This is a genomic window from Stenotrophomonas sp. SMYL41 (assembly GCF_036319965.1).
Taxonomy (GTDB): domain Bacteria; phylum Pseudomonadota; class Gammaproteobacteria; order Xanthomonadales; family Xanthomonadaceae; genus Stenotrophomonas; species Stenotrophomonas maltophilia_R.
Map to the genome: position 1 here is coordinate 408,094 of NZ_JAWIRX010000001.1, position 22,592 is coordinate 430,685.

Here is a 22,592-nt window from a genome sequence, read left to right on the forward strand (position 1 = left end):
GACCCAACGCGCCACTCACGTCGCGGCGCCCGCCGGCGGCGCGGCGGACGAAGTTCGGGACAAGGTGCGACCACGCAGCAGGCGGTACGCGGCCGGAATGACCAGCATCGACAACAGGGGCGCGGTCACCATCCCCCCGATCATCGGTGCGGCGATGCGCTGCATGACTTCCGAGCCGGCACCCCCACCGATGAACAAGGGCAGCAGGCCGGCGAGGATCACCGCAACCGTCATCGCCTTCGGCCGCACGCGCAGCACCGCGCCTTCGCGGATCGCCGACTCCAGCGTCGCGAGAGTTTCCGGTTCGCCGGCAGCGAGGCGCTGCTCCCAAGCGTGGCGCAGGTACAGCAGCATGATCACGCCGAATTCGGCCGCCACGCCGGCCAGTGCGATGAAGCCGATCAAGGTCGCGATCGAGATGGCATGGCCCAGCATCCAGATCAGCCACAGCCCGCCGACAAGCGCCAGCGGCACGCTCAGCAGAATGATCGCTGCCTCGCTGAAACGTCGGAACACCAGGTAGATGAGCAGGAAGATGATTGCCAGTGCAGCCGGCACCACCCACTGCAAGCGGGCCAGTGCCCGCGCCAGGTATTCGTACTGGCCCGACCAGGCGATGCCGTAACCCGGCGGCAGCTGGATGTCCTTTGCCGTGCGCTGCTGCAGGTCCTTCACCACCGAACCGAGATCCCGGCTGGCAACGTCGACGAAAATGTAACCAACCAGGCGCCCGGCCTCGCTCTTGAGCATCGGCGGACCAGGCGTCAGCGTCAGGTCGGCCACTTGCCCCAACGTGAGTTGCACGCCCCCCGGAGCGACCAGCGGCAACTGCGCCAGCGCCGCCAGCGAATCGCGTTGCCCGCGCGGGTAGCGCACCACAATGGGATAGCGTTCGCGCCCCTCGATGGTTTCGCCGATGGGATCGCCACCGACCACCGTGGCGATGAGCTGCTGCAGGTGGGCCTGGCTCAAGCCATAGCGGGCCGCGACGTCCGGACGGATGCGGACATCGACGTAGCGACCGCCGGTCACGCGCTCGGCCAACGCGGAACTCACGCCGGGCACCGTTTTCGCCAAGCGTTCGAGTTTGTTGCTGATCTGCTCGATGACCCGGGTATCCGGCCCCGACACCTTGATGCCGATCGGGCTCTTGATGCCGGTGGCGAGCATGTCGATGCGGTTGCGGATCGGCGGCACCCACAGGTTCGTCAGGCCGGGGATCTTCACCGCGGCATCCAGCTCCTGACGCAGCTTCTCCGGCGTCATGCCGGGCCGCCATTGGTCGCGCGGCTTGAACGTCACCGTGGTTTCGAACATCTCGATCGGCGCCGGGTCGGTGGCCGTATCGGCGCGGCCGGCCTTGCCGAACACGTGCGCGACCTCGGGCACGGTCTTGATCATGCGATCGCTCAATTGCAGCAGCTGCCCGGATTTGCCCGCCGACAGGCCGGGTAGCGCCGTGGGCATATACAGCAGCGTGCCCTCATCGAGCGGCGGCATGAACTCGCTACCGATCCGTGCATAGGGAATGGCGGTGAGCAGCAGCAACACCCCACTCAAACCCAAGGTCAGCCGCGGATGCCGCAAGACCCAATCCAGCACCGGCCGGTAGCCGGCGATCAGCACGCGATTGATCGGGTTCGTCTGCTCGGGGCGGATGCGGCCGCGGATCAGGTAACCCATCAGCACCGGGATCAGCGTCACCGACAAACCGGCGGCGGCCGCCATCGCGTAGGTCTTGGTATAGGCCAGCGGCGAGAACAGCCGGCCCTCCTGGGCCTGCAGTGCGAACACCGGCACGAACGACAGGGTGATCACCAGCAGGCTGGCGAACAGCGCCGGACCGACTTCGCTGGCCGAGACGGCCATCAGTTCCCAGCGTTCCTCGCCCTCCGGGTCGCGCCCGTGGATTTCGCGCCAGTGTTCCAGGTGCTTGTGTGCGTTCTCGATCATCACCACCGCGGCGTCTACCATCGCGCCGATGGCGATGGCGATGCCGCCCAGCGACAGCAGGTTGGCGGTGATGCCCTGATAGCGCATCACGATGAAGGCCGCGAGCACACCCAGCGGCAGCGTGACCACTGCCACCAGTGCCGAGCGCAGGTGCCAGAGAAACAGCGCGCACACCAGCGCCACCACCAGGAACTCCTCGCCCAGCTTGTGAGTGAGGTTGCGCACCGCCTGATGGATCAGCTCGGAACGGTCGTAGACCGGCACGATCTCCACCCCTTTCGGCAAGCTGATCTGCAACTGCTTCAGCCGCGCCTTGACGTTCTCGATCGCGCTCAACGCGTCCTTACCGGTGCGCAACACAATCACGCCACCGGCCACTTCCCCTTCGCCGTCGAGTTCGGCGATGCCGCGCCGGAAGGTGGGACCGCGGGTGACCGTCGCGACCTCGCCGAGCAGGACCGGCACACCGGTGGCGGTGCTACTGATCGGTACGCGCTCGAACTCTTCGCGGCTGCGCAGATAGCCCTCGCTGCGCACCATCAACTCGGCTTCGCCCTGTTCGATCACCGAACCGCCGGTGGCACCGTTGGCGGCGTCGACCGCATCGATCACCTGTGCCACGGTGATGCCGCGGGCCGCCAACGCCTGCGGATCGGGCACGATCTGCCAGGCGCGCACCATGCCGCCGACGCTGGCGACTTCGGCCACGTCGGGCACGGTCTTCAACTCGTAGCGCAGGAACCAGTCCTGCAAGGCGCGCAATTGTCCGAGATCGTGCTGGCCGGTGCGGTCGACCAGCGCGTACTCGTAGATCCAGCCCAGGCCGGTAGCGTCGGGCCCGAGGGCAGGACTGACGTCCGCGGGCAAGCGGTCGCGCACCTGACTCAGGTACTCCAGCACGCGCGAGCGCGCCCAGTACAGGTCGGTGTCGTCGTCGAACAGGACGTAGACGAAGGAATCGCCGAAGAACGAGAAGCCGCGCACGGCGGTGACGCCGGGCACCGACAGCATCGTCGTGGTCAGCGGATAGGTGACCTGGTCCTCGACGATGCGCGGCGTCTGGCCGGGCCATTCGGTACGGATGATGACCTGGGTGTCGGACAAATCCGGCAGCGCATCCAGCGGCGTGTGCAACATCGACCACAGGCCGGCGGCCGCGAGCAGCATGGCCGCCATCAGCACCAGGGCACGGTTGGCGATGGAAGCGCGGATCAGCCGGGCGATCATGGCTGCTCTCCCGCGCGTTCTTCGATCGGCTCAAGCCGTTCCACCGTCAGTCCCTTGGCGTCGGAGCGGACGAAAACGCGTACGCGGTCGCCAGCCTTGAGGCCCTTGGCCACGTCCGGATTCGCCAGCGGAAACGCCATCGTCATGCCCTGCATGTTCAATGTCGGGAACGGGTCGTGCTCGAGGGTGATCTTTCCGTCCGCGATGGCCTCGACGGTGGCCTCGGCTTCATGCAGAACCGCTTGGCCCGCGGCCCTGGACGTCTTGGCCGTTTCGAGACGTCCGAGCAACCCCGACAGGCTGGCCTCGGAGTCGATCAGGAACTGGCCGGATACGATCACGCGCTCGCCGCCCGTGAGTCCGGCGAGGATCTCGGTGCGGCCGCCGGCACTGCGCCCGGTGCGCACGCGTACCGGACGGAACCCGCCGTCCGCCTCCTGCACGATCACGCGGCTGTCCGTGCCGGTGGCGATCAGCGCCTCGGTCGGCACCAACGCCACCGGTGCGCCCCCTTCGGGCTGCACCGTCACCTCGGCAAACATGCCCGGCGCCAATACGCCGTCGGGATTGCGCAGCACGATGCGGGCCTGCTGCGTGCGGCTGGCCATATCGACTTGCGGCAATAGCGTCTCGACTTCGCCGCTGAAGGTCTGCCCCGGCACCGCGCTGACGACCGCCTCAACCGGTGTGCCCGGTCGCAACCGCGCCACGTCGGCCTGAGGAATCGCCGCCTCCAACCACAACGTGGCCGTGCCGTTGACGCGGAACAGGGGTGTGCCCGGCATTACCGCCTGGCCGTCGCGGGCCAGCACTTCGGTGACGACACCATCGTGCGGCGCGCTCAAGGTCACGCTGCCATCGCGGCCCAGGCCGCTGGGAACGCCGAGCACGCGCAGCCGTTGCTGCGCGGCCGATCGCAGTTCCCGCGCCGCTGTCGATTGCGCCTGCCGCAGCGCCTGCGCTTCGGCCAAGGCACTGCTCCAGCCCGGTGCCAACAGCGCCGCCAGCGGCTGACCCCGCGCGACCTTCGTGTACGGCGCCTTGACCCGCACCCGGCTCACCAGGCCTTCGGTCACCGCGCTGACCACGGCCTCCCGACGCAGATCCCAGGCCAGCGTGCCCGGCACGCGCACGGTGGCCGTCAGCCGGCCGACCTCGACCGCCTCGGTGCGGATGCCCACGCTCTGCCGCAGGCCCGGGTCGATGCTGATGCCACCACCGGCGACTTCGTCGGCGTACTTGGGCACCAGTTGCATGTCCATGAAGGGCGACTTGCCCGGCTTGTCGAAGTGCTGGTCCGGCACCATCGGGTCGTACCAGTACAGGACCTCGCGCTCGCCAGCTTCGGCCGCCGGCGCATCGGCCATCGCCATGTCGTGGCCGCTGCCACGTCGGGCCCACCAGTAGCCGCCGGCTAAACCGACCACCAATAGCGCGGCCGCAGCGGCGATCATCGCCACTCGGTTCATCGTGTAGGTCATGGTGAGGGTTCCTCTTCGGGCAGCAGGTAGGCCAGCGCTGCCCAGGCGCGGCCGAGGTCGCCCAGATGGCGGGCGTGTTCGAGGTGCAGTTCGATTTCGTCGCGGCGCGCTTCCAGCCACGGTTGCAGGCCGGCGCCGGCGGCATAGGCGGCCAGCGCCGTCTGCGCGCGGTCATGGGCCAGCGGGAGGGATTCGGTTTCCTTGCGGGCGACTTGCCGCTTGAGTCCTTCCCATTCAGCCAGGGCCTTGCGCACGCGTTCGGCCTGCGCACGACGGGCGTCCTCGCGCTCGGCGGCCACCGCGTCCAACTCGGCCCGCCGCGCGGCCACGCCGCGATCCTGCCGATCACGCGTGAACAGCGGCAGGTCGATCGCGAACTCGACCATCAGCATGTCGCTGCGTGGCACGCCTTCGGGCGTGCGCTCGCGCTGCCCGTAGGTCACGCCGAGGCTCCAGTCCGGCCGCTTCTCGGCGATGGCGGCGGACACTTCGGCCTCGGCCATCGCTTCGCGCGAGTGCCACGGCAGCAGCGGCCCCTGCCGATCGATCGAGGCCAGCAGCGCGGCCGGGGCGACCGGCAGTCCCGTCAGTTCCGGTGGTGCGCCCTCGATGCGCAGCGCTGCCGGGTCTTCGCCCAGCCAGCGCGCCAAGCCGGCACGCGCGGCTTCCAGCGACGCCTCGGCGGCGTCGATGCGGTTCTCCAGTTCAAGCGCGGCATTTCGCGTCGCCATCGCATCGACAGCCGAACCGGTGCCGCCGGCGAGCCGTGCCTTGACGGCGCGGACGGCGACGTCGGCCGGCTCCCGCAGCGCTTGCAACGCCGCGACTTCCCGTTGTGCCGCCCACAGGGCGATCCAGGCTTGCGCCACGGCCTGACGCACGGCGAGTCGTTCGGCTACCGACAGCGCCTGCGCCTGTTCGACGGTGCGGTCGGCCACCGCCTGACGCGCCTGGCGCTTGGCACGGGCTGGGAATTCCTGCATCACGCCGACCTGCTTCATGGTCATGTCGTCGGTGCGGAAGTCGAACGCGTCCGCGCCGGTGACTGGCCAATTGGCAAGGCCCAGTTTCAGCTGGGGATCGGGCAAGGCGGCTGCGCGGGCCGCTTCTTCGCGACCCGCCGTCACTTGCGACTGGCGCGCCTGAAGCATCGGGGCGCGCTCGGCCGCGATGCGCAGTGCATCGTCAAAGGACAGATCGGTCGCCGCGGACCAACCGGGAACAAGAACCAAGCCGAGGGCGAGCCACCACGCGGTAGGCCGACGACGGTTGCCGCACCAGCGGCGCAATGGAAAGAAAAGAGACATGAGACCTCCGAACACGCAACGACGAGCGCGCCGCCGGCATCGGCAGCGCGAGAACGGGTCGCGGTCGGGGTCTAGATCTGCAGGCTACAGAAGCGCTGCGCCGGCGGTGGGTCGGACCGGCAGGTGGGCACGTCTTCGTAGTACTGGGCTTCCACCGGCGGCAGCAAGGCCGAGGTCAAAGCGAAGTGCAACGGTGGCAGGGCCAGCGGAGGCACTTGTGGCGCCTTTGCGTCCGGGCTGGTGACGTGGTCGCGCTGGCAGTGCTGATCGCACAGCGCCGGCGCCTGCGGATCGGGCATCTCCATGCCTTCGCAGCCAGCCATGACCATCTGAGGCGCCGGGGGCGTTTCGCTGACGGGGCACGCATAAGCGGCCAGCGCGACCTGCTGGAACAACAGCGCCAGCAATGCCAGCCAGGCAAAGCGCAGGCGGAGCGAACGGGTCCGGAATGCACGCAGCTTCATCGGTGACCCTCGCAATGCAACGCGGCAACAACCCGAGCAAACGAGCGCTGGTTACGCGTGACAGGGGCCAAGGAAGAGAGCATTGCCAAGTGAGCATAACGCTGCGGACTGCTGCTTGGAAGCGCGGCGCATTCCGGAAGTTCCCGGGGATTGGGTGGTTTCGTACTGCGTGACGTCTGTCTGACGCGTCGGGCGGAGCCTGAGGCGGGATAAACCACTATTATCCCGCTTTAATTTGTGGCTCTCTTTTCGGCCATTCTCCGGTTTGAACGGTACGTAATTACGTGGTATGTAATACGTTACGAAATAGTCTGGGAGGCGGCCATGGCCCGCGGCGGGTTGTACAAGAGCGAGGTACAGAAGGCCCGCGACACCCTGCGGGCGCAAGGCAAGCACCCGTCGGTCGACGCGGTGCGGGTGGCACTGGGTAACACCGGCTCCAAGACCACCATCCACCGCTACCTCAAGGAACTGGACGAAGAAGAGGGCCAGGGACTCGGCGCCAAGGTGGCGATCAGCGATGCCCTGCAGGATCTGGTCGGTCGGCTCGCGGCGCGGCTGCACGAAGAAGCCGAGGCGGTGATCACCGAAGCTCAGCAGCGCTTGGCGGCGCAGTTGCAGGAGCGCAGCGACGCGTTGGAACGGGCCCGGCAGGAAGCGACCGCGCTGCGCGACCAGTTGCAGCGGACCGAAACGGCCTTGCACGACGCGCGGAGCGCCCATGCTTCGGACCGGCAGGCGTTGGCCGAGCGGATTACCGAAGTCGCCCAGCTCGGCGAGCGCATCACCGGACTGACCGCCCGCCTTGCCGAGCACGAGGCCCACGTGCAGTCGCTGGAAGAGAAGCACACCCACGCCCGCGAGGGGCTGGAGCACTACCGGACCTCAGTCAAAGAACAACGCGAGCAGGAACAGCGCCGCCACGAGCACCAGGTGCAAGAGCTGCAGGTGGCGCTGCGCCAGGCCAACGAGGCGCTGACCGCCAAGAACCACGAACTCCTGCAGCTCAACCGCGACAACGGCCAGTGGCTGGAGCGCCACGGGCGCTTGGAGCGAGAACTGGCCGATGCCCGCCGCGGCATCGAGGTCCAGCAGAAGGAATTGGATGCCTTGCGGCTGACGGCCGCAGAGCATCAGGCGCTGAAGGGACGGTGGGCCGAAGACGTACAGGCCTTAGAGGCTGCGCGGGTCGAACTGACCAGCGCTCGCGCCGAAGCGACCAAAGAACGGGAACGTCGCGAGCAAGCCGAAGCTGACGCCTTGCGCGCCGGTGTGCGTCTGGAAACACTGGAGCAGCTACTGGCGCAGCTGAAACCCGAACAGGCTGTTGCCGACACGGCATTCGCCGGGAAAGGGCGTGATCGTGGGTAAAGACCACGCGAAGCGTTTTTAATCCGGCAACCACATGATTCCACAAAGGAAATCGGATTCTATGGGGCATTTTTACACGTATCTCGGCTGAACCCCAACCCCAACGCCAACACCGACACCATGACGTACGACTTGCTGGGTCGTCGCTGGAATGTCCGCTTTGGTTACCACTGGTAAGCCACGATCACGAGGAGCTACACATCATGAGAAACACGCAACTATCCGCCACACTACTGCTGTTCGCTGTGGCCGGCAGTGCCGGTGCGCACGACCTGTTTGTCGCTTTCTCCAAGCCTGGCACCGCAGCGGGCGAGGCGAACACCGCCTTGGTGAACAACGGCACCTTCGATGAAAGTGCTGGCGCAGTCACCCGAGCGCGTCTACAGGACGTTTCGCTGAGCCAGGACGGTGCCAAGGCCGCCCCGGACCTGGCCAGTTGGAAAGAGATCGGCAAGCAAAGCCAGCTCACCGTCCATCCGGCGGGCGAGGGCACCTATCTGCTGGGTGTCTCGACGATGGCTTCCACCAGCACACGTACGGCCAGCGAGTTCGGCAAGTACCTGGAGCTGGAAGACTTGCCCGATACGCTGGCCACCTATGACGCAAGCAAGTTCCCCAAAGGGGTCACCTATAGCTATACCAAGCATGCCCGTGCCATTGGACAGGTGGGCACGAAACTGACCGACGACTTCGCTGCCTCGCTGGGCTATCCGTTGGAGATCCGCTTGACCCGCAATCCTGGAAGCGTGAAGGTCGGCGATCAGCTGTCGTTCCAAGTGCTGCAGCAGGGCACGCCAGTGCCCAACCTACGCGTGTACGTCGGTCATCGTGCTGATGCACCGGTCAAGGGCGGGCACGGTAGCGCTACGCTCCTGCGCACCGATGCCCAAGGCCAAGCCAGTTTCCAGGTGACCACCGCCAAGACCTGGTACATCCACACCAATCACATGGTGCCCTCTACACAAAAGGCTTTGGATTTTGTGTCGGATCGGGCGTCGCTGAGCTTTGAGATTTCCCCGCACGCCGGGCACTGACAAGTAGGCACGTAGGCGGTACTCTCCCCTTTGACGCCAGTCATGACTTCTTCCATGACTCGCGTCTTTTTGTGGGGACGGACCTCAGGTGCTCAGTCTGTCTCTCATTGGTCGCCCCGCGCCGCGCGCAATCCACGTCGCCGCACCAGATAGAACGCTGCGGGAATCACCACCATAGAGAGCACCGGTGCGGTGAGCATGCCACCCAGCATCGGCGCGGCGATACGTTGCATGACCTCCGAGCCGGCACCGGCACCAACGAACAGCGGAAACAACCCGGCCAGGATGACGGCTACCGTCATCGCCTTCGGGCGCACCCGTTGCACGGCGCCTTCGTAGATAGCCTCTTGCAGGGTAGACACATCTTCCGGCGCACCGCTGGCCAAGCGCTGCTCCCAGGCATGACGCAGGTACAGCAGCATGATGACGCCGAACTCAGCCGCAACGCCGCCCAGGGCGATGAATCCGATCATGCTGGCCACCGAAATCGCATGGCCCAGCCCCCAGATCAACCAGAAACCGCCCACCAACGCCAAGGGCAAGCTGAGCAGGATGATGGATACATCGCTAAGCCGGCGAAACACCATCCAGATGACCAGGAAGATGATCGCCAACGCCGCGGGCACCACCCATTGCAGGCGTGCCAAAGCCCGTTGCAGATACTCGTACTGCCCCGACCACGCCAGACCATAGCCGGCAGGCAAACTCACCTGGGTCTGCACCGCGGCTTGCAGGTCCTGGACCACCGATCCCAAGTCGCGATCGGCCACATCCACGTAGATGTAGCCCACCAACCGGCCGTTATCGCTCTTGAGCATCGGCGGGCCTGGGCTGATTGACAGCTCCGCCACCTGGCTCAAGGTCAGTTGCACACCGCCTGGCGCGATCAGCGGCAGATCCTGCAAGGCCTGCAACGAGTCACGCTGGCCACGGGGGTAGCGCAAGACGATGGGATAGCGTTCGCGCCCCTCGATCGTTTCCCCGATTGGATCACCGCCAACGACCGTGGCAATCAGTTGCTGGAGTTGGCCTTGAGTGAATCCGTAACGTGCAGCGATTTCCGGGCGCACCTGTACATCGACATAGCGCCCACCCGTGACGCGTTCGGCCAGTGCCGAACTCACGCCGGGCACAGTCTTGGCCACCTGCTCGATCTGCTGGCTCAGGCGCTCGATCTGCTCCACATCGGGTCCGGAGACCTTGATCCCAATCGGGCTCTTGATGCCGGTGGCCAACATATCGATGCGATTGCGAATGGGCGGGACCCATAGGTTGGTCAGACCGGGAATCTTGACCGCTGCGTCCAACTCCTGGCGTAGCTTCTGGGGGGTCATGCCCGGGCGCCATTGATCCCGCGGCTTGAAGGTCACGGTGGTCTCAAACATTTCGATCGGTGCCGGATCGGTCGCACTTTCGGCACGGCCCGCCTTGCCGAACACGTGCTCAACCTCCGGTACGGTCTTGATCATCCGGCCCGAGAGCTGGAGCAACTGACGGGCCTTGTCGGCGGACAGGCCGGGCAGGGCCGTGGGCATGTACAACAGGCTGCCTTCTTCCAAGGGCGGCATGAACTCACTGCCCAACCGGCTAAAGGGGATCAAGGTGAGCACTAGCAGCAGGCCGCTGAGCAGCAAGGTGACACCGGGATGTTTGAGGACCCACAGCAGGATGGGCCGATAGCCAGCGATCAGGATGCGATTGATGGGGTTCTGCTGTTCCGGGCGGATGCGGCCGCGGATCAGGTAGCCCATCAAGACGGGGATCAAGGTCACCGACAACCCTGCTGCGGCGGCCATCGCGTAGGTCTTGGTGTAGGCCAGAGGCGAGAACAATCGCCCTTCCTGCGCCTGCAGGGCAAAAACCGGCACGAAAGACAGGGTGATGACCAGCAAGCTGGCGAACAGGGCCGGTCCGACCTCGGCCGCCGAGCGGGCCATCAGCTGCCAGCGCTCCTCACCCTGAGGTTCCCGGCCGTGCGCCTCCCGCCAGTGCTCCAGATGCTTGTGTGCATTTTCGATCATCACCACCGCTGCATCGACCATCGCACCAATGGCGATGGCGATGCCGCCTAATGACAGCAAGTTGGCGGAGATCCCCTGGGCGTGCATCACGATGAAGGCCGCCAGGATACCCAAAGGCAAGGTGATGACGGCCACCAACGCCGAGCGTAGGTGCCACAGGAACAGCAGGCATACCAGCGCTACGACCAGAAACTCTTCGCCAAGCTTGTGGGTGAGGTTGCGTACCGCATCCTGGATCAGCTCGGAGCGGTCGTACACCGGCACCACTTCCACGCCCTCGGGCAAGCTGGATTGCAACGCCTGCAGTCGCGCTTTGACGTTCCGAATGGCCCCCAAGGCATCCTTGCCGGTCCGCAGGACGATCACGCCGCCGGCCACCTCACCTTGACCATCCAACTCTGCGATACCACGACGGAAGACCGGCCCGCGACTGATCGTGGCCACCTCGCCGAGCAGGACGGGGATGCCGTCGTTGCCGGTTACCGGCACCTGTTCGAACGCCTCCTGTGTGCGCAGGTAGCCTTCGCTGCGCACCATCAGTTCGGCTTCGCCTTGTTCGATCACCGAGCCCCCGGTAGCGCCGTTGGCCGCATCCACCGCCTCGATGAGCTCGGCCACCGTCAGTCCACGGGCCGCCAACGCCTGCGGATCGGGCTGGATCTGCCAGGCGCGCACCGCACCGCCCACACTGGCTACTTCAGCCACGTCCGGCACGGTTTTTAGCTCATAACGAAGAAACCAGTCCTGCAACGCACGCAGCTGCCCCACATCACGTTGACCTGTCCGATCCACCAAGGCGTACTGGTAGATCCAGCCCAGTCCTGTCGCATCAGGACCCAGCGCCGGATTCACATTCGGCGGAAGTCGATCGCGTACCTGGCTCAAGTACTCGAGCACTCGAGAGCGCGCCCAGTAAAGATCAGTGGCATCGTCAAACAGGATGTAGACGAATGAATCACCGAAGAAGGAGAAGCCGCGTACCGCCTTCACGCCCGGCACGGACAACATCGTGGTGGCCAACGGGTAGGTGACCTGGTCTTCGATGATGCGCGGGGTTTGCCCCGCCCATTGCGTGCGGATGATGACCTGGGTATCGGACAGGTCCGGCAGCGCATCCAGCGGCGTGTTCTTTACCGACCAGATACCGACCACCGCCAGCAGCGCGGCGGCAACCAGCACCAGCACGCGATTGGCGATGCAAGCATGGATCAGGCGCGCGATCATGGTGTGCCCTCCATCGCTTCGGACATGACCTCGCTTGCCTGGCAATCAGCGGCTGCGGCGGGGCCGAACTTGGGTACCAACTGCATATCCATGAACGGTGACTTGCCCGGCTTGTCGAAATGCTTCTCCGGCACCATCGGGTCATACCAGTACTGCACCGGGCAGCGCGGCGGCGTAGAGGTGGAGGTGTCTGGCGCGACAGGCGCCGGCTGTCTGGACGGTGACGGCACGACAGTGCGTGGTTCGTGCCCGGCGTCATGGCGCTCGTGCACACCTGATGCGCTGGCAGGGCGTGTCGGTTGTGCAGCACCCAGGCGCTCCAACGCACCGGAGAGACTGGCTTCGGAGTCGAGCAAGAACTGACCCGAGACGACCACGCGTTCACCACCGGCCAAGCCTGCCACGATCTGCGTGCGCCCTTGCACGCTACGTCCCACACTCACCCGCACTGGCCGGAAGCTCCCGTCCGGATCCTGCACGATGACCCGGCTGTCCCGCCCGGTGGCGATCAGCGCCTCCGTGGGAACGACTGGCAGGGCCTGCTCGGCGTCGGGCTGCACCAGAACCTCGGCGAACATGCCCGGCACCAGCCGACGCTGCGGGTTGCGCAGCACAATTCGCGCCCGCTGCGTGCGACTAGCCATGTCGATCTGGGGAAGCAACGCCTGGATCTGTCCGGCAAAGCGCTCTGCCGGCCAGGCACTGACCGTGGCCTGCACTGAGGTCCCCGGCCGCAAGGTGCCCAGCGCTGCCTGGGGTACCGAGGCCTCCAGCCACAACGTGTCCAGCCCATTGATCTTGAACAGTGGCGTACCGGGCATCACCGTCTGTCCCTCGCGTGCCAGGATCTCGGTCACGACACCACTGTGGTCTGCGCTAAGCACGACGCCACTTCTGGCCGAGGCGCCAGAAGGAACACCCAACGAACGCAACCGTTGTTGCGCCGCACCCTGCAGCTCACGCGCGCCCGCGGACTGAGCTTGGCTCAGGGCATGTGCTTCGGCGATGGCCGCGTTCCATGCCGGGGCCTGCACGGTGGCCAGCGTTTGACCACGACGAACCTCGGTAAACGGCGCCTTTACCTGCACGTGGGTGATCAAGCCTTCCATGCGCGCACTGATCACGCTTTCCTGGGTCAGATCCCACGTCAGTGTGCCCGGCACGCGTACGGCAGTCCCTAGTAACTCTACCGTCACTTCCTGAGTGCGTATGCCCACGTTCTGCTGCAGGCGCGGATCGATCTGCGTTCCGCCCCCTATGGCCTCATCTGCGTATTTGGGCAGCAACTCCATATCCATGAACGGAGATTTGCCCGGCTTGTCGAATCGCTGCTCTGGCGCCATGGGGTCGTACCAGTACAGCACCTTGCGTGCTTGATCTGCGACGCTCGTGCCGGGGGGCGGGGTGGTATCAGAGGTTCGAGTCATCCAGGCGTAGCCGCCGGCAAAGCCGAGCGCCAGCAACCCGAGGGCCACGGCGAGCTGTGTGAGACGCGTCTTGGTCGGGCTCATGGCGTGTTCTCCTCATGGGGTAGCAGATAGGCCAGTGCCGCCCAGGCACGGCCCTGTTCGCCCAGCAGACGGGCGTTCTCCAGGTGCAATTCGATCTCATCGCGCCGCGCTTCCAGCCACGGCTGCAGGTCGGCACCGGCGCCGTAGGCGGCCAACGCCGTGCGTGCACGATCGCGCGCCAAAGGCAGGCTCTGCGTGTTCTGGCGCTCCAACTGGCCGGTTAACCCGCGCCATCGCGCTATCGCGCGTTGCACCGACTCGGCTTGGATGCGCCGGGCCTCATCGCGCTCTGCGGACACCGCCTCCAGCTCGGCCCGCCGTGCCGCGATGCCTCGTGCTTGGCGGTTCTTCTGGAACAGCGGCAGGCCCACACCCACTTCCACCATGAGCATGTCGCTGCGCGCCATGCCGTCGGGTGCGCGCTCGCGACGTCCGTAGGTGAGCTCCACACTCCAATCCGGGCGGGTTTCGGCCACGGCCGCATCCACCTGGGCCTGGGCTAAGCTCTCGCGTGCCTCCCAGCCCAGTAGTGGCGTGTGTTGGTCCAGTTTGGCCAGCAGTTGGGTGGGCTCCAATGGCAACTGCGAAAAATCCGGTGCCGCACCACTGGCCAAGATCGCCTCTGGTGCAATACCCAACCACCGCGCCAGGCCGGCCTGCGCGGCGGCGTGCTCCGCATGTACCTGCTCCAGGCGATTGTCCAACTGCAGTAGGGCGGCCTGGGCGGCAAGCACATCACTGGCCCCGGCCGTGCCGCCTGCCAAGCGAGCACGCGCCGCACGCTCGGCTATACGGGCCGGCTCGCGCAGACCTTCCAACGCATCTACGGCTTGCTGCGTACTCCACAGCTCGATCCAGGCCAGCGCGGCCGCTTGGGCCACCATCTGCTGTTCGGCCATCGACAGTGAGCGCGCTTGCGCCAGCGTCGCTTGCGCCAACGCGTGCTCGGCACGTCGTTTCGCACGCGCAGGAAACTCCTGCATCAAACCGACTTGCTGGGTGGTCATCTCATCGGCCCGCAGGCTGAAGGCATCGGGTCCGCTGACGGGCCAGTTCGCCAGCCCCACGATCAAACGTGGGTCGGGAAGCGCGCCAGCACGCGCGGCTTCTTCGGTACTGGCATCGATCTGCGATCGGCGCACCTGCAGGGTTGGGGCGTTAGCAAGCGCCCGTTGTAGGGCTTCTGTGTAGCTGATCGGGATAGCGGGCGATGCCGCCAGCACAGGACCACTGAGCGCCAGGGCAAACACGAACCCACACGCCATCTTGCGCCTTGCACGCAAGAAGAAAGACATCTCCATAAGACCTCCGGGAAACGACAACGAGCGCGCTGCAACGCATGCAGCACGAGCACGGGTCAATCCAGGAGGGGGCTTAAATCAGCAGGCTACAGAAGCGCTGCAGGGGAGGCGGATCGGACACGCACACCGGAACATCCCGATAGAACTGCGCGTGTACCGGTGGCAACAGAGCCTGCACCAGCGCGAAGGCGGCCAGCGCGGGCTGGTAAGGCACTTGAGGGGCCTTCGCATCGGCCGTGGCGATGTGATCGCGCTGGCAATGCTGGTCGCACAACGCCGGAGCATCGGGATCCGGCGTGGACATCTCTTCGCAACCGACCATCAGGATCGCTTGTCCAACTTCCACCGATTCCAGCGGACAGGCGTAGGCCACCAACGCCAGTTGCTGCAGCAGCAGCGCCCACAGTCCCAGCCATGCCAGTCGGGCACGAGAACGGGGTCGCCGCCATCGCCTCAGCAGCTTCACCATGACAGCTCCCGCACGCCCGAAGCAGCCCCTGCGGACGCTGGGCAGATCAGGGCAGGGGACGTGCGAGCTCTCATGATGGCCAGTCTGGCCCTCTTGGGGCCGACTGGCATTGATCAGGATCAAGCTCTCGCGCGGACTCAGCGGTGGCATCCGCCGCAGCAGGAGGATGCGGCCGGGGCGGCCGGCGTACCAGCCTCAGAAAGAAGCACGGCGGCGATCACATAGCCTTGCCGCTGGATGGCCTCAACCGCCTGTTCTACGGCAAGCAGGCCCTCGACCTTGACCACGCCACTGCCCAGATCGACGACCACCTGGGCGTGGGGGTCAAGGGCCTGAATGGCTTGGGTGACCGTTCGGACACAGTGACCACAGGTCATACCTTCAACAACGAGATTCATGGACAACCCTCCAAAAGCATCGGCGGTTTGCCGACGGTGTCACGATGAGCCTTCCCACGGTGGGAAGGTCAAACGACAGGCAAGTTGAGTGGTGATCCGTCCCGCGTTGTTGACCTTCCCATCATGGGAAGGCTCAGGCTACCTGCTCGTTCCTATTGGCCCTCACTCCATGGACATAACGCTCACTTATGCGAATTAAGTTATTGATTATATTACATTAATACAGGAATCGCAAGGTCTGTAGTTGCACCGTGCCCTGGCCGGCCACAAACGCGATAAGCTAAGCATTCCTTAGTGCTAGTCATTCTTGATGTCATGACGATGCCATCTGAGCGCACCCGCAATGTGCTGCAGGCGGGCGCGTTCCTCAGGCAGCTAGCGGCCAGCCAAGCCGTGCCTAAAGAGGTGCGGCAAGAGGCATATCGACTGCTGCGGCACTATCCAACCGTCAGCGACATCGAGGCGATTGCTGAGCACGAAGAGCGGCTGCGAGCGCTGACCCAGTCGGCCTTCGTACGACCCTACCTGAGCAGCGAGATCGAGGCGGATTGGTTCTCCGGGTACCCGCTTGGCCCTCATCGCATCTGACCATGAAGCAACCGAGCAGGCCGCGTGGAAGAGGGACTACGTCTGCGGAGACAGCGCTGGAGGCTTCCTTTGAACGGGCCCGCGACAGTGCAGCCGAGGAACGCGCATTCTTCAAGCGACTGATGGATGCGATCGTGTACGTGCATGCGCCCATCTCGGACGACGCGCAGACACTGCGGCTGGTCCAGTTCCGCCATCCTGACGGTTTCGATGCGATCCCTTTCTTTACCTCGCTCGACAAGGCGCAGGCGGCCAGCTCGTCTGCTGTCAGAATTCTGGGAGTTTCAGGCCGTGAGCTGCTAACCGGTACTCGCGGCGCGACGTTGATGCTCAATCCCAACTACGGCGGCGTTGTCCTGTACCCGGAAGAGGTTGCGACATTGTTGGATACGGGCTTTCTGGCCAGGGTGGAACGTCTCGCGCCGGCGGAGTTCGCGGTGAGACCTGCCCAGGCCGCGCCGGCTTGGCTCGCTCCGGCCATCAGCGGCAGCCTTGAGCACGCCGACTTCGTCTCGTCGGCCTATCTCCTGGAAACTCACTCGTCAGGGGGCGTCGAACAGCCTCCCGGTCTGTTGATCTGGCTGGTGGTGGACCTGGCTTTCGCCGAGCGGGCGGCTCGTCTGGTGACCACCGCCATACAGCCCTTATGCTCAGATTTGGACGTCATCATCGACTTGGCGGTCCACGACGTATCTCTGCCTTTGCCGGCGGGCTTGGATGATCCCCAGATCCTGCCCATATTTTTTCACGAGAATCAAGCCAACTTGAGCACAGCTCATCGGCCTATGAGCCCTGAAGATAAGCTACTAGCACTCCTTCCGGGATTGACCGAGGAAGAGAAGGAACGGCGGACCCGCGAGGGTATGGCCGACGTCGACGCTGGACGTACGATCCCGCACGAGGAACTACTGCAATGGATCAGGCGACGGTCAGAGCCTTCTTGAAGGTTTCCGTTGGGTCAGGAGCGTGGAAACTCTTGAATCCAATATTCAAGAAGGGCACGCGTGCCTGAGCAGTACTCCAGGAATGCCTGTGTCACGCGGCTTCTGGTTCAATCAAGCCTAGGTCTGTAATCCACGAACTGCCTGACGTCGAGGGGTGTTTCCTCGTTGAATCATGGTGTTAGAGACGATTCGGCTGTTTTTCTCACGAATCCCTGCCGACCTTCCTGTTGACCTTCCCATCATGGGAAGGCTCAGGCTAGCTGCTCGTTCCTATTGGCCCTTACTCCATGGACATAGCGCTCACCCCGCCGCAGCCGGCGCCTGCGGACATCCATCGCTTCAGTGTCGCCGGCATAATCTGTGCCTCATGTGTAGGCCGGGTAGAGCGCAGCTTGCGGGCCGTTGCCGGCGTGAGCGATGCCTCGATCAATCTGGCCACAGAAGTGGCCGAGGTAACCGCGCCGGCGGCCGCGTTGCCCGCCTTGATCGCGGCGGTGAAGCAGGCCGGTTATGAGGTTGCGAGCCAGGAGCGGGATCTGATCATCGAAGGGATGACCTGCGCTTCATGTGTGGCACGGGTAGAGCGTGCGCTGCGTGCTGTGCCGGGCGTGATGGAGGTGTCGGTCAATCCGGCCACCGAGCGTGCGCGCATACGGGCCACGTCACTGGTGGAGGTCACATCTCTGGTTGCCGCCGTCAGCGCAGCGGGTTATCGCGCGATCGAACCGCAGACACTGGAAGGCAAGATCGATACAGCGCCGGCGCGCCAGGCGCTCAGTGGTGACACCCTCAAACTACTGATCGCTGCGGCCCTGTCCCTGCCGTTGGTCGTCCCGATGCTGGGATGGGTCGCAGGTCAGCACTGGATGCTGCCGGGCTGGATGCAGTTCTTGCTCGCAACGCCGGTGCAGTTCTGGATCGGTGCGCGCTTTTATCGCGCCGGATGGCACGCCCTTCGCGCCGGCACGGGCAACATGGATCTGCTGGTCGCTTTGGGGACCAGCGCCGGTTATGGGTTGAGTGTCTATCACTTGTTCAATGATGCCGGACACCACGGCGATGCCGCGCTGTACTTCGAGACCTCGGCGGTCATCATTACCTTGATCCTGCTGGGCAAGTGGTTAGAGGCCCGCGCCAAGCAACAGACCACGCAAGCGATCCGGGCCTTGCAAGCACTGCGGCCAGCCACCGCACGCGTGTATCAGGACGGACAAGAGCGCGAGGTTGCCGTCTCGGACATTGTCAGTGTGCGGCCAGGCGAGCGCATCCCCGTGGATGGCGTGATCGCGGAGGGCCGCACACACGTCGATGAGCCCCTGATCACCGGGGAGTCCATGCCCGTGGCGCGCGGGGAGGCCGATCGCGTCACCGGTGGGCTATCAATGGCGAAGGCCGCATCTTGGTACGCACACTGGCCATCGGCGCCGAAACCGCGTTGTCCCGGATCATTCGCCTCGTGGAGGATGCACAGGCCAAGAAGGCACCTATTCAGCGAACCGTGGACCGGGTGAGCGCGACCTTCGTGCCGGTAGTGATCGGCCTGGCTTTGCTCACGCTGCTCGGCTGGGGTCTGGGAACGGGTGATTGGAACCAGGCGATCCTGAGCGCGGTAGCGGTGCTGGTCATCGCATGCCCGTGCGCGCTGGGGTTGGCGACCCCGACCGCGATCATGGCCGGCACCGGCGTGGCCGCCCGAGCGGGCATTCTGGTCAAGGATGCCGAAGCGCTGGAAGTGGCACGTACCGTAAAGGTGGTGACCTTCGACAAAACAGGCACTTTGACCCAAGGACGTCCGGTACTTACCGAAGAAACTGCCACCCGTGGCCACGCGGCCGATCTGTTGCCGTTGGCGGCGGCCCTGCAGCAAGGCAGCGAGCATCCCTTGGCCAAGGCTGTACTGAGCGCAATGGGCCAGCGCGCCATTCCGCTCGCACGCGACGTGCAGGCGGTGCCTGGCCGTGGCATCACCGGCAAGGTGGATGGCAGGAACCTGTTGCTGGGCAGTACCCGTATGATGCTTGAGCATGGCGTGGCGCTCACGGCATTGCAGACCCGGGCCGACCTACTCAGCCAGACCGGCCACACGGTGTCCTGGCTGGCAGAGCAGGGCACCGATCATCCGCAATTGCTCGGCATACTGGCCTTTGAGGATCCACCGCGTCTGGGTGCAGCTGCGGCCGTGCAACGGCTGCACGCGCTGGGTCTACGCACCGTCATGATTTCTGGAGACAACCCCGGCGCGGCCGCCTCGGTGGCCAAGGTGCTGGGCATCCAAGAGGTGCGCGCCAATGTACGCCTGAGCAGAAAGCTGCGTTGGTCGCTGAATTGGCTCAGTCGGCACCGGTGGCCATGGTTGGCGATGGTGTCAACGATGCGCCAGCGCTGGTTACCTTCAAACGGTTGAGCAGGCTAGGCGTGAGCGCGAGCAAGGCTACCTTCCGCCCTTGGCTACAAATGAGCGATCCATTGATCGCTACCACACGGTGATGCTCGGCTATCCCATCTTGGGGGAGTCGTTGCCGCCAGTTATTGCGTCATTCCTGTCAGCGCACAGTCTTGCCGGGAAGAAGCTCTATCAGTTCGTAACCCACGGCGGCTATGGGCTCGGGCGCAGTCAAAGACAGGTGATCGAACTGGCACCCGACGCGAACCTCGAGTTAACGAGTGGCTGGCATCCACAGGTCTTGACGGATAGCCAGCCTCCACCAATCCACAACAAGCTCTTGCACGAACCAGCGCGCCATGCCAGGGGCGGACCAAGGAAATTGCCGACTGGGGTAGGGTGCAGATCAGATCGGATTTTGGACCGTCGAGGCGTAATCTAGAGACATCCGGCACAACGCTGTCACAGCCCTAGGTCGAGGATCCGGTCCCGCGGCCAGATGCGCCCAGGCTTGCCAGACCTAGTTCAGAAGGCCTACCGATCTCGATAGCGCTGAAGCTAGATAGGTGATGATCCTGCAGCAAGAATGCACACTCTATGGCGCGGCATTTGCGCATCAGTAATTTCTACCTTGCGGCCGCCAGCAACAACAAATGTCTGCAACCGGCCGTCTTGCACTGAAATTGTCTGCCTCAAAAGCTGAAATCTCTGCAATGGCACACTAAGAGTGTTTGCGATGAACAATACAACCGGCCCAAGGGCCGGTCAAGTCGATGCGTTGGTGCGGGTCGAACTCAATCATGCCGCGATCTCATCCTTGGCCGGGGACTGAGGGCGGAGGCAAGAGCCGAGCCAGAGGCCAGCCATTGCCACGCTGAGCCGACAAAGGCCCAGATTTGGCGGATATTCGATTTCGCATAATGTATATTATGTTCACAGCGGGATCGCCGCCCAAGCGACCGGAGCCTTCCCAGCCCTCAGATCCCAAAGCCTCACCTTGGGCCATCTTGCCCACTCAATCCCCACAACGACGATAGTCAAACGGAATCCGCAGGATCTTCCCATCATCTGCCGGACCGGAGATGCTCGCCTTCAGCGCAGTGCCATCACGCCGGTACTCGATGCGCTTCGGGAAGTCATGCTGCGGGTTCTCGAACACCACCCAGTTTTCGCCGTGGTCAGCAATGACGAATGTGGTTGGCGCCACGCCATTGGGCTGCACATGCAGGCCAGCCGCTTTGCCTGCAGGCACTAGGCGCATGTACTCGAATGACTCCATATCGCCGTGGCTCAGCGTGCGCGACATCCCAAGCAATGCGCCGCCGGCCTCGGGCAGCCAGACCTCATCAAGCCTGCGCTCCTCGGTGCCGCCACACCAATGCCCGGCCAGCCAATCGAACTCGGCCGGTGCAGCCATGGCCGCGCCGCTTCCCAACGCCAGGCCTGCGCCCAGCACCGCCACCTTCGACTTCAACATGTACAGACCTCCTGGATGGATTGGCTGCAGGCTAGCGGCAGGGCCGCCAAGGGCGCTTGTAAAAATGCGCAGGATGGCGTCCGATGCCGCATGGACTACCGCGAGCACCCTGCCCCCGGCGACCTGCGCCGTCATGTCCAGTGCCTCTGGTGGCTGCGGGACGAAGCCCCCGGCCATGACGTGCAGGTCATCTATCCCGATGGCCGCTGCGAGTTGCTGGCGGAACTGGGCGTGCCGCTGCATCTTCATGGGGCAGATGGCCGGATCCGCTCCGATCTGCCGTTCTGCTTCGCTGCACAGCAATGCGGCCCGATTCGTCTGCAGGCTGTCGGCCCGGTTTCCTGCATCGGCGTGCGCCTGCAGCCGGCCGCGAGCGCCTTGATTGCCGGCGTCCGCCTGCCCGGGCTTCGCGACCAGGCGCCGGACCTGTACACGCTGGATGCCATCTTTGCCGAGACCTTCAGCGCCGCCGCGCGGGCAAGCGCCGCCAGCGGAACGCCCGAGCCCCTCTGGCAGGTGCTGCGGGATCGTTGTGCCGGCTTCGCGCTGGACGAGCGCATCGAACTGGCCGTTGCGGGACTGGATGCAGCGGAAGGCGCTCTGCGCATCGCCGAACTGGCACGGCGGCTTGGCATGTCCCTGCGTGGCTTGCAGTCGCGTTTTCTGGCGGCCGTGGGCATGACCCCGAAAGAATATGCCCGGGTTTGCAGGCTGCAGGCTCTGTTGCACACGCTGGATGGAGAAGCCACCAGCATCGCCTCCGCTGCGGCGCGCCACGGTTACAGCGACCAGGCCCATGCCACGCATGACCTGGTGCGCTGGACCGGCGTCACGCCCGGCCGACTGGCCGACGCGCTGCGCGGCGATCGTGGCAGTAACGATGCACTGCGGCTGGCAGCGGCCTTCGTGCGTGGAAGCAGTGTCGCCCGCTCACCGTGAGCCCCTGCCCTGCGTCGACCTACAGGAACCGGTGCATCACATATACGTCAACCAACCCCAGCGCCCGATGCCGGAACGCCGCCGGTAGCGTCCCGACCACGGCGAAGCCAAGCTTCCGGTACAGCTCAACCGCTGGCGCATTGGTGCTGACCACGTAGTTGAACTGCATGGCCAGGAACCCCTCCGATCTGGCGCGATCCAAGCTGTGTTCCACCAGCGCCCGCCCGACGCCACGCCCTTGCGTCAGCGGGTCGACCACGTAGGTGGCACTGGCGACGTGCGCGCCCAGGTCCGGGAAGTTGGCACCCATCTTGTACATTCCGGCCACGCGCCCCTCCAGAACGGCCACAAAGGCCGGCTGCACCCCGAACCAGTGGCTCCGAAAGGTTCCGGCCTCGAAGGTGCCGGCGAACGGAAGCGAATCCTCCGTCGCAATGGCCGCCTTGAAGATCGCCCACATGGCGTCGAAGTCACCGGCGGTGGCAGCTCGGATCTCCATG

General features: G+C 64.9%; 17 protein-coding genes and 1 pseudogene. 7 read left to right on the plus strand and 11 right to left on the minus strand.

The features are described 5' to 3' along the window. Positions 1 to 15 precede the first annotated feature (15 nt). From V3B30_RS01915 to V3B30_RS01930, 4 genes are all read right to left on the minus strand, one after another. Entirely contained in the window at positions 16 to 3,180 is a 3,165-nt protein-coding gene (locus tag V3B30_RS01915) for a CusA/CzcA family heavy metal efflux RND transporter (RefSeq protein WP_107379587.1), read from the minus strand. Further along, positions 3,177 to 4,661, minus strand: coding sequence for an efflux RND transporter periplasmic adaptor subunit (locus V3B30_RS01920; protein ID WP_107431704.1), 1,485 nt, complete (start codon positions 4,659 to 4,661; stop codon positions 3,177 to 3,179). Before V3B30_RS01920 ends, V3B30_RS01915 begins: the two co-directional genes overlap by 4 nt. Beyond that, positions 4,658 to 5,968: a TolC family protein gene (locus V3B30_RS01925; RefSeq protein ID WP_107379586.1), complete on the minus strand. Its 1,311-nt coding sequence runs from the start codon at positions 5,966 to 5,968 to the stop codon at positions 4,658 to 4,660. Before V3B30_RS01925 ends, V3B30_RS01920 begins: the two co-directional genes overlap by 4 nt. A gap of 71 nt (positions 5,969 to 6,039) precedes the next feature. After that, positions 6,040 to 6,432: a hypothetical protein gene (locus V3B30_RS01930; RefSeq protein WP_107431705.1), complete on the minus strand. Its 393-nt coding sequence runs from the start codon at positions 6,430 to 6,432 to the stop codon at positions 6,040 to 6,042. Positions 6,433 to 6,756: 324 nt separating this feature from the next. On the opposite strand from V3B30_RS01930, the gene V3B30_RS01935 reads away from it, so the two are divergent. Together V3B30_RS01935 and V3B30_RS01940 are read left to right on the plus strand one after the other, a co-directional pair. Next, complete coding sequence (locus tag V3B30_RS01935; protein ID WP_107431706.1) at positions 6,757 to 7,803, plus strand: DNA-binding protein; 1,047 nt, start codon at positions 6,757 to 6,759, stop codon at positions 7,801 to 7,803. A gap of 203 nt (positions 7,804 to 8,006) precedes the next feature. Then, complete coding sequence (locus tag V3B30_RS01940) at positions 8,007 to 8,837, plus strand: DUF4198 domain-containing protein (protein ID WP_026070028.1); 831 nt, start codon at positions 8,007 to 8,009, stop codon at positions 8,835 to 8,837. A 104-nt stretch (positions 8,838 to 8,941) separates the two neighbouring features. On the opposite strand, the gene V3B30_RS01945 is transcribed toward V3B30_RS01940, so the two are convergent. From V3B30_RS01945 to V3B30_RS01965, 5 genes are all read right to left on the minus strand, one after another. Beyond that, positions 8,942 to 12,082: a CusA/CzcA family heavy metal efflux RND transporter gene (locus V3B30_RS01945; protein ID WP_005413407.1), complete on the minus strand. Its 3,141-nt coding sequence runs from the start codon at positions 12,080 to 12,082 to the stop codon at positions 8,942 to 8,944. Continuing rightward, positions 12,079 to 13,593 (minus strand): efflux RND transporter periplasmic adaptor subunit, encoded by a 1,515-nt coding sequence (locus V3B30_RS01950; protein WP_262082611.1) that lies wholly within the window; start codon positions 13,591 to 13,593, stop codon positions 12,079 to 12,081. Before V3B30_RS01950 ends, V3B30_RS01945 begins: the two co-directional genes overlap by 4 nt. Then, positions 13,590 to 14,843, minus strand: a complete 1,254-nt coding sequence (locus tag V3B30_RS01955) for a TolC family protein (RefSeq protein ID WP_329809630.1) — start codon at positions 14,841 to 14,843, stop codon at positions 13,590 to 13,592. Before V3B30_RS01955 ends, V3B30_RS01950 begins: the two co-directional genes overlap by 4 nt. Before the next feature lie 124 nt (positions 14,844 to 14,967). Then, complete coding sequence (locus V3B30_RS01960) at positions 14,968 to 15,363, minus strand: hypothetical protein (protein WP_107379584.1); 396 nt, start codon at positions 15,361 to 15,363, stop codon at positions 14,968 to 14,970. Positions 15,364 to 15,500: 137 nt separating this feature from the next. Further along, on the minus strand, positions 15,501 to 15,761 hold the full coding sequence (locus V3B30_RS01965) for a cation transporter (RefSeq protein WP_019184715.1): 261 nt from the start codon (positions 15,759 to 15,761) through the stop codon (positions 15,501 to 15,503). A 294-nt stretch (positions 15,762 to 16,055) separates the two neighbouring features. Here V3B30_RS01965 and V3B30_RS01970 point away from each other — a divergent pair, with 294 nt between their 5' ends. The 4 genes and pseudogenes from V3B30_RS01970 to V3B30_RS01985 all read left to right on the plus strand — a co-directional run bounded on the left by V3B30_RS01970 (position 16,056) and on the right by V3B30_RS01985 (position 20,118). Further along, positions 16,056 to 16,349: a BPSL0761 family protein gene (locus V3B30_RS01970; protein ID WP_223224794.1), complete on the plus strand. Its 294-nt coding sequence runs from the start codon at positions 16,056 to 16,058 to the stop codon at positions 16,347 to 16,349. Positions 16,350 to 16,351: 2 nt separating this feature from the next. Further along, positions 16,352 to 17,293 (plus strand): SseB family protein, encoded by a 942-nt coding sequence (locus tag V3B30_RS01975; RefSeq protein WP_049401588.1) that lies wholly within the window; start codon positions 16,352 to 16,354, stop codon positions 17,291 to 17,293. A 287-nt stretch (positions 17,294 to 17,580) separates the two neighbouring features. After that, a pseudogene (locus V3B30_RS01980) lies at positions 17,581 to 19,697 on the plus strand (HAD-IC family P-type ATPase); the annotation flags it as partial. Between the two features lie 40 nt (positions 19,698 to 19,737). After that, positions 19,738 to 20,118 (plus strand): flavodoxin, encoded by a 381-nt coding sequence (locus V3B30_RS01985; protein WP_262082612.1) that lies wholly within the window; start codon positions 19,738 to 19,740, stop codon positions 20,116 to 20,118. A 573-nt stretch (positions 20,119 to 20,691) separates the two neighbouring features. Here the strand turns inward: V3B30_RS01985 and V3B30_RS01990 are convergent. After that, entirely contained in the window at positions 20,692 to 21,396 is a 705-nt protein-coding gene (locus V3B30_RS01990; protein ID WP_329809633.1) for a DUF6265 family protein, read from the minus strand. Between V3B30_RS01990 and V3B30_RS01995 the strand changes: the two genes are divergently transcribed. Further along, on the plus strand, positions 21,277 to 22,092 hold the full coding sequence (locus V3B30_RS01995) for a helix-turn-helix transcriptional regulator (RefSeq protein ID WP_329809634.1): 816 nt from the start codon (positions 21,277 to 21,279) through the stop codon (positions 22,090 to 22,092). The genes V3B30_RS01990 and V3B30_RS01995 overlap by 120 nt on opposite strands. Before the next feature lie 19 nt (positions 22,093 to 22,111). Here the strand turns inward: V3B30_RS01995 and V3B30_RS02000 are convergent, their stop codons facing one another. After that, positions 22,112 to 22,591: a GNAT family N-acetyltransferase gene (locus V3B30_RS02000; RefSeq protein WP_262082627.1), complete on the minus strand. Its 480-nt coding sequence runs from the start codon at positions 22,589 to 22,591 to the stop codon at positions 22,112 to 22,114. Position 22,592 lies beyond the last annotated feature (1 nt).

Coding starts and splice junctions, on each gene's coding strand:
- V3B30_RS01950 (WP_262082611.1), bottom strand. CDS start 13,593: ATGAGCCCGACCAAGACGCGTCTCACACAGCTCGCCGTGGCCCTCGGG.
- V3B30_RS01965 (WP_019184715.1), bottom strand. CDS start 15,761: ATGAATCTCGTTGTTGAAGGTATGACCTGTGGTCACTGTGTCCGAACG.
- V3B30_RS01930 (WP_107431705.1), bottom strand. CDS start 6,432: ATGAAGCTGCGTGCATTCCGGACCCGTTCGCTCCGCCTGCGCTTTGCC.
- V3B30_RS01945 (WP_005413407.1), bottom strand. CDS start 12,082: ATGATCGCGCGCCTGATCCATGCTTGCATCGCCAATCGCGTGCTGGTG.
- V3B30_RS01960 (WP_107379584.1), bottom strand. CDS start 15,363: ATGGTGAAGCTGCTGAGGCGATGGCGGCGACCCCGTTCTCGTGCCCGA.
- V3B30_RS01990 (WP_329809633.1), bottom strand. CDS start 21,396: ATGCAGCGGCACGCCCAGTTCCGCCAGCAACTCGCAGCGGCCATCGGG.
- V3B30_RS01940 (WP_026070028.1), top strand. CDS start 8,007: ATGAGAAACACGCAACTATCCGCCACACTACTGCTGTTCGCTGTGGCC.
- V3B30_RS01925 (WP_107379586.1), bottom strand. CDS start 5,968: ATGTCTCTTTTCTTTCCATTGCGCCGCTGGTGCGGCAACCGTCGTCGG.
- V3B30_RS01935 (WP_107431706.1), top strand. CDS start 6,757: ATGGCCCGCGGCGGGTTGTACAAGAGCGAGGTACAGAAGGCCCGCGAC.
- V3B30_RS01920 (WP_107431704.1), bottom strand. CDS start 4,661: ATGACCTACACGATGAACCGAGTGGCGATGATCGCCGCTGCGGCCGCG.
- V3B30_RS02000 (WP_262082627.1), bottom strand. CDS start 22,591: ATGGAGATCCGAGCTGCCACCGCCGGTGACTTCGACGCCATGTGGGCG.
- V3B30_RS01915 (WP_107379587.1), bottom strand. CDS start 3,180: ATGATCGCCCGGCTGATCCGCGCTTCCATCGCCAACCGTGCCCTGGTG.
- V3B30_RS01975 (WP_049401588.1), top strand. CDS start 16,352: ATGAAGCAACCGAGCAGGCCGCGTGGAAGAGGGACTACGTCTGCGGAG.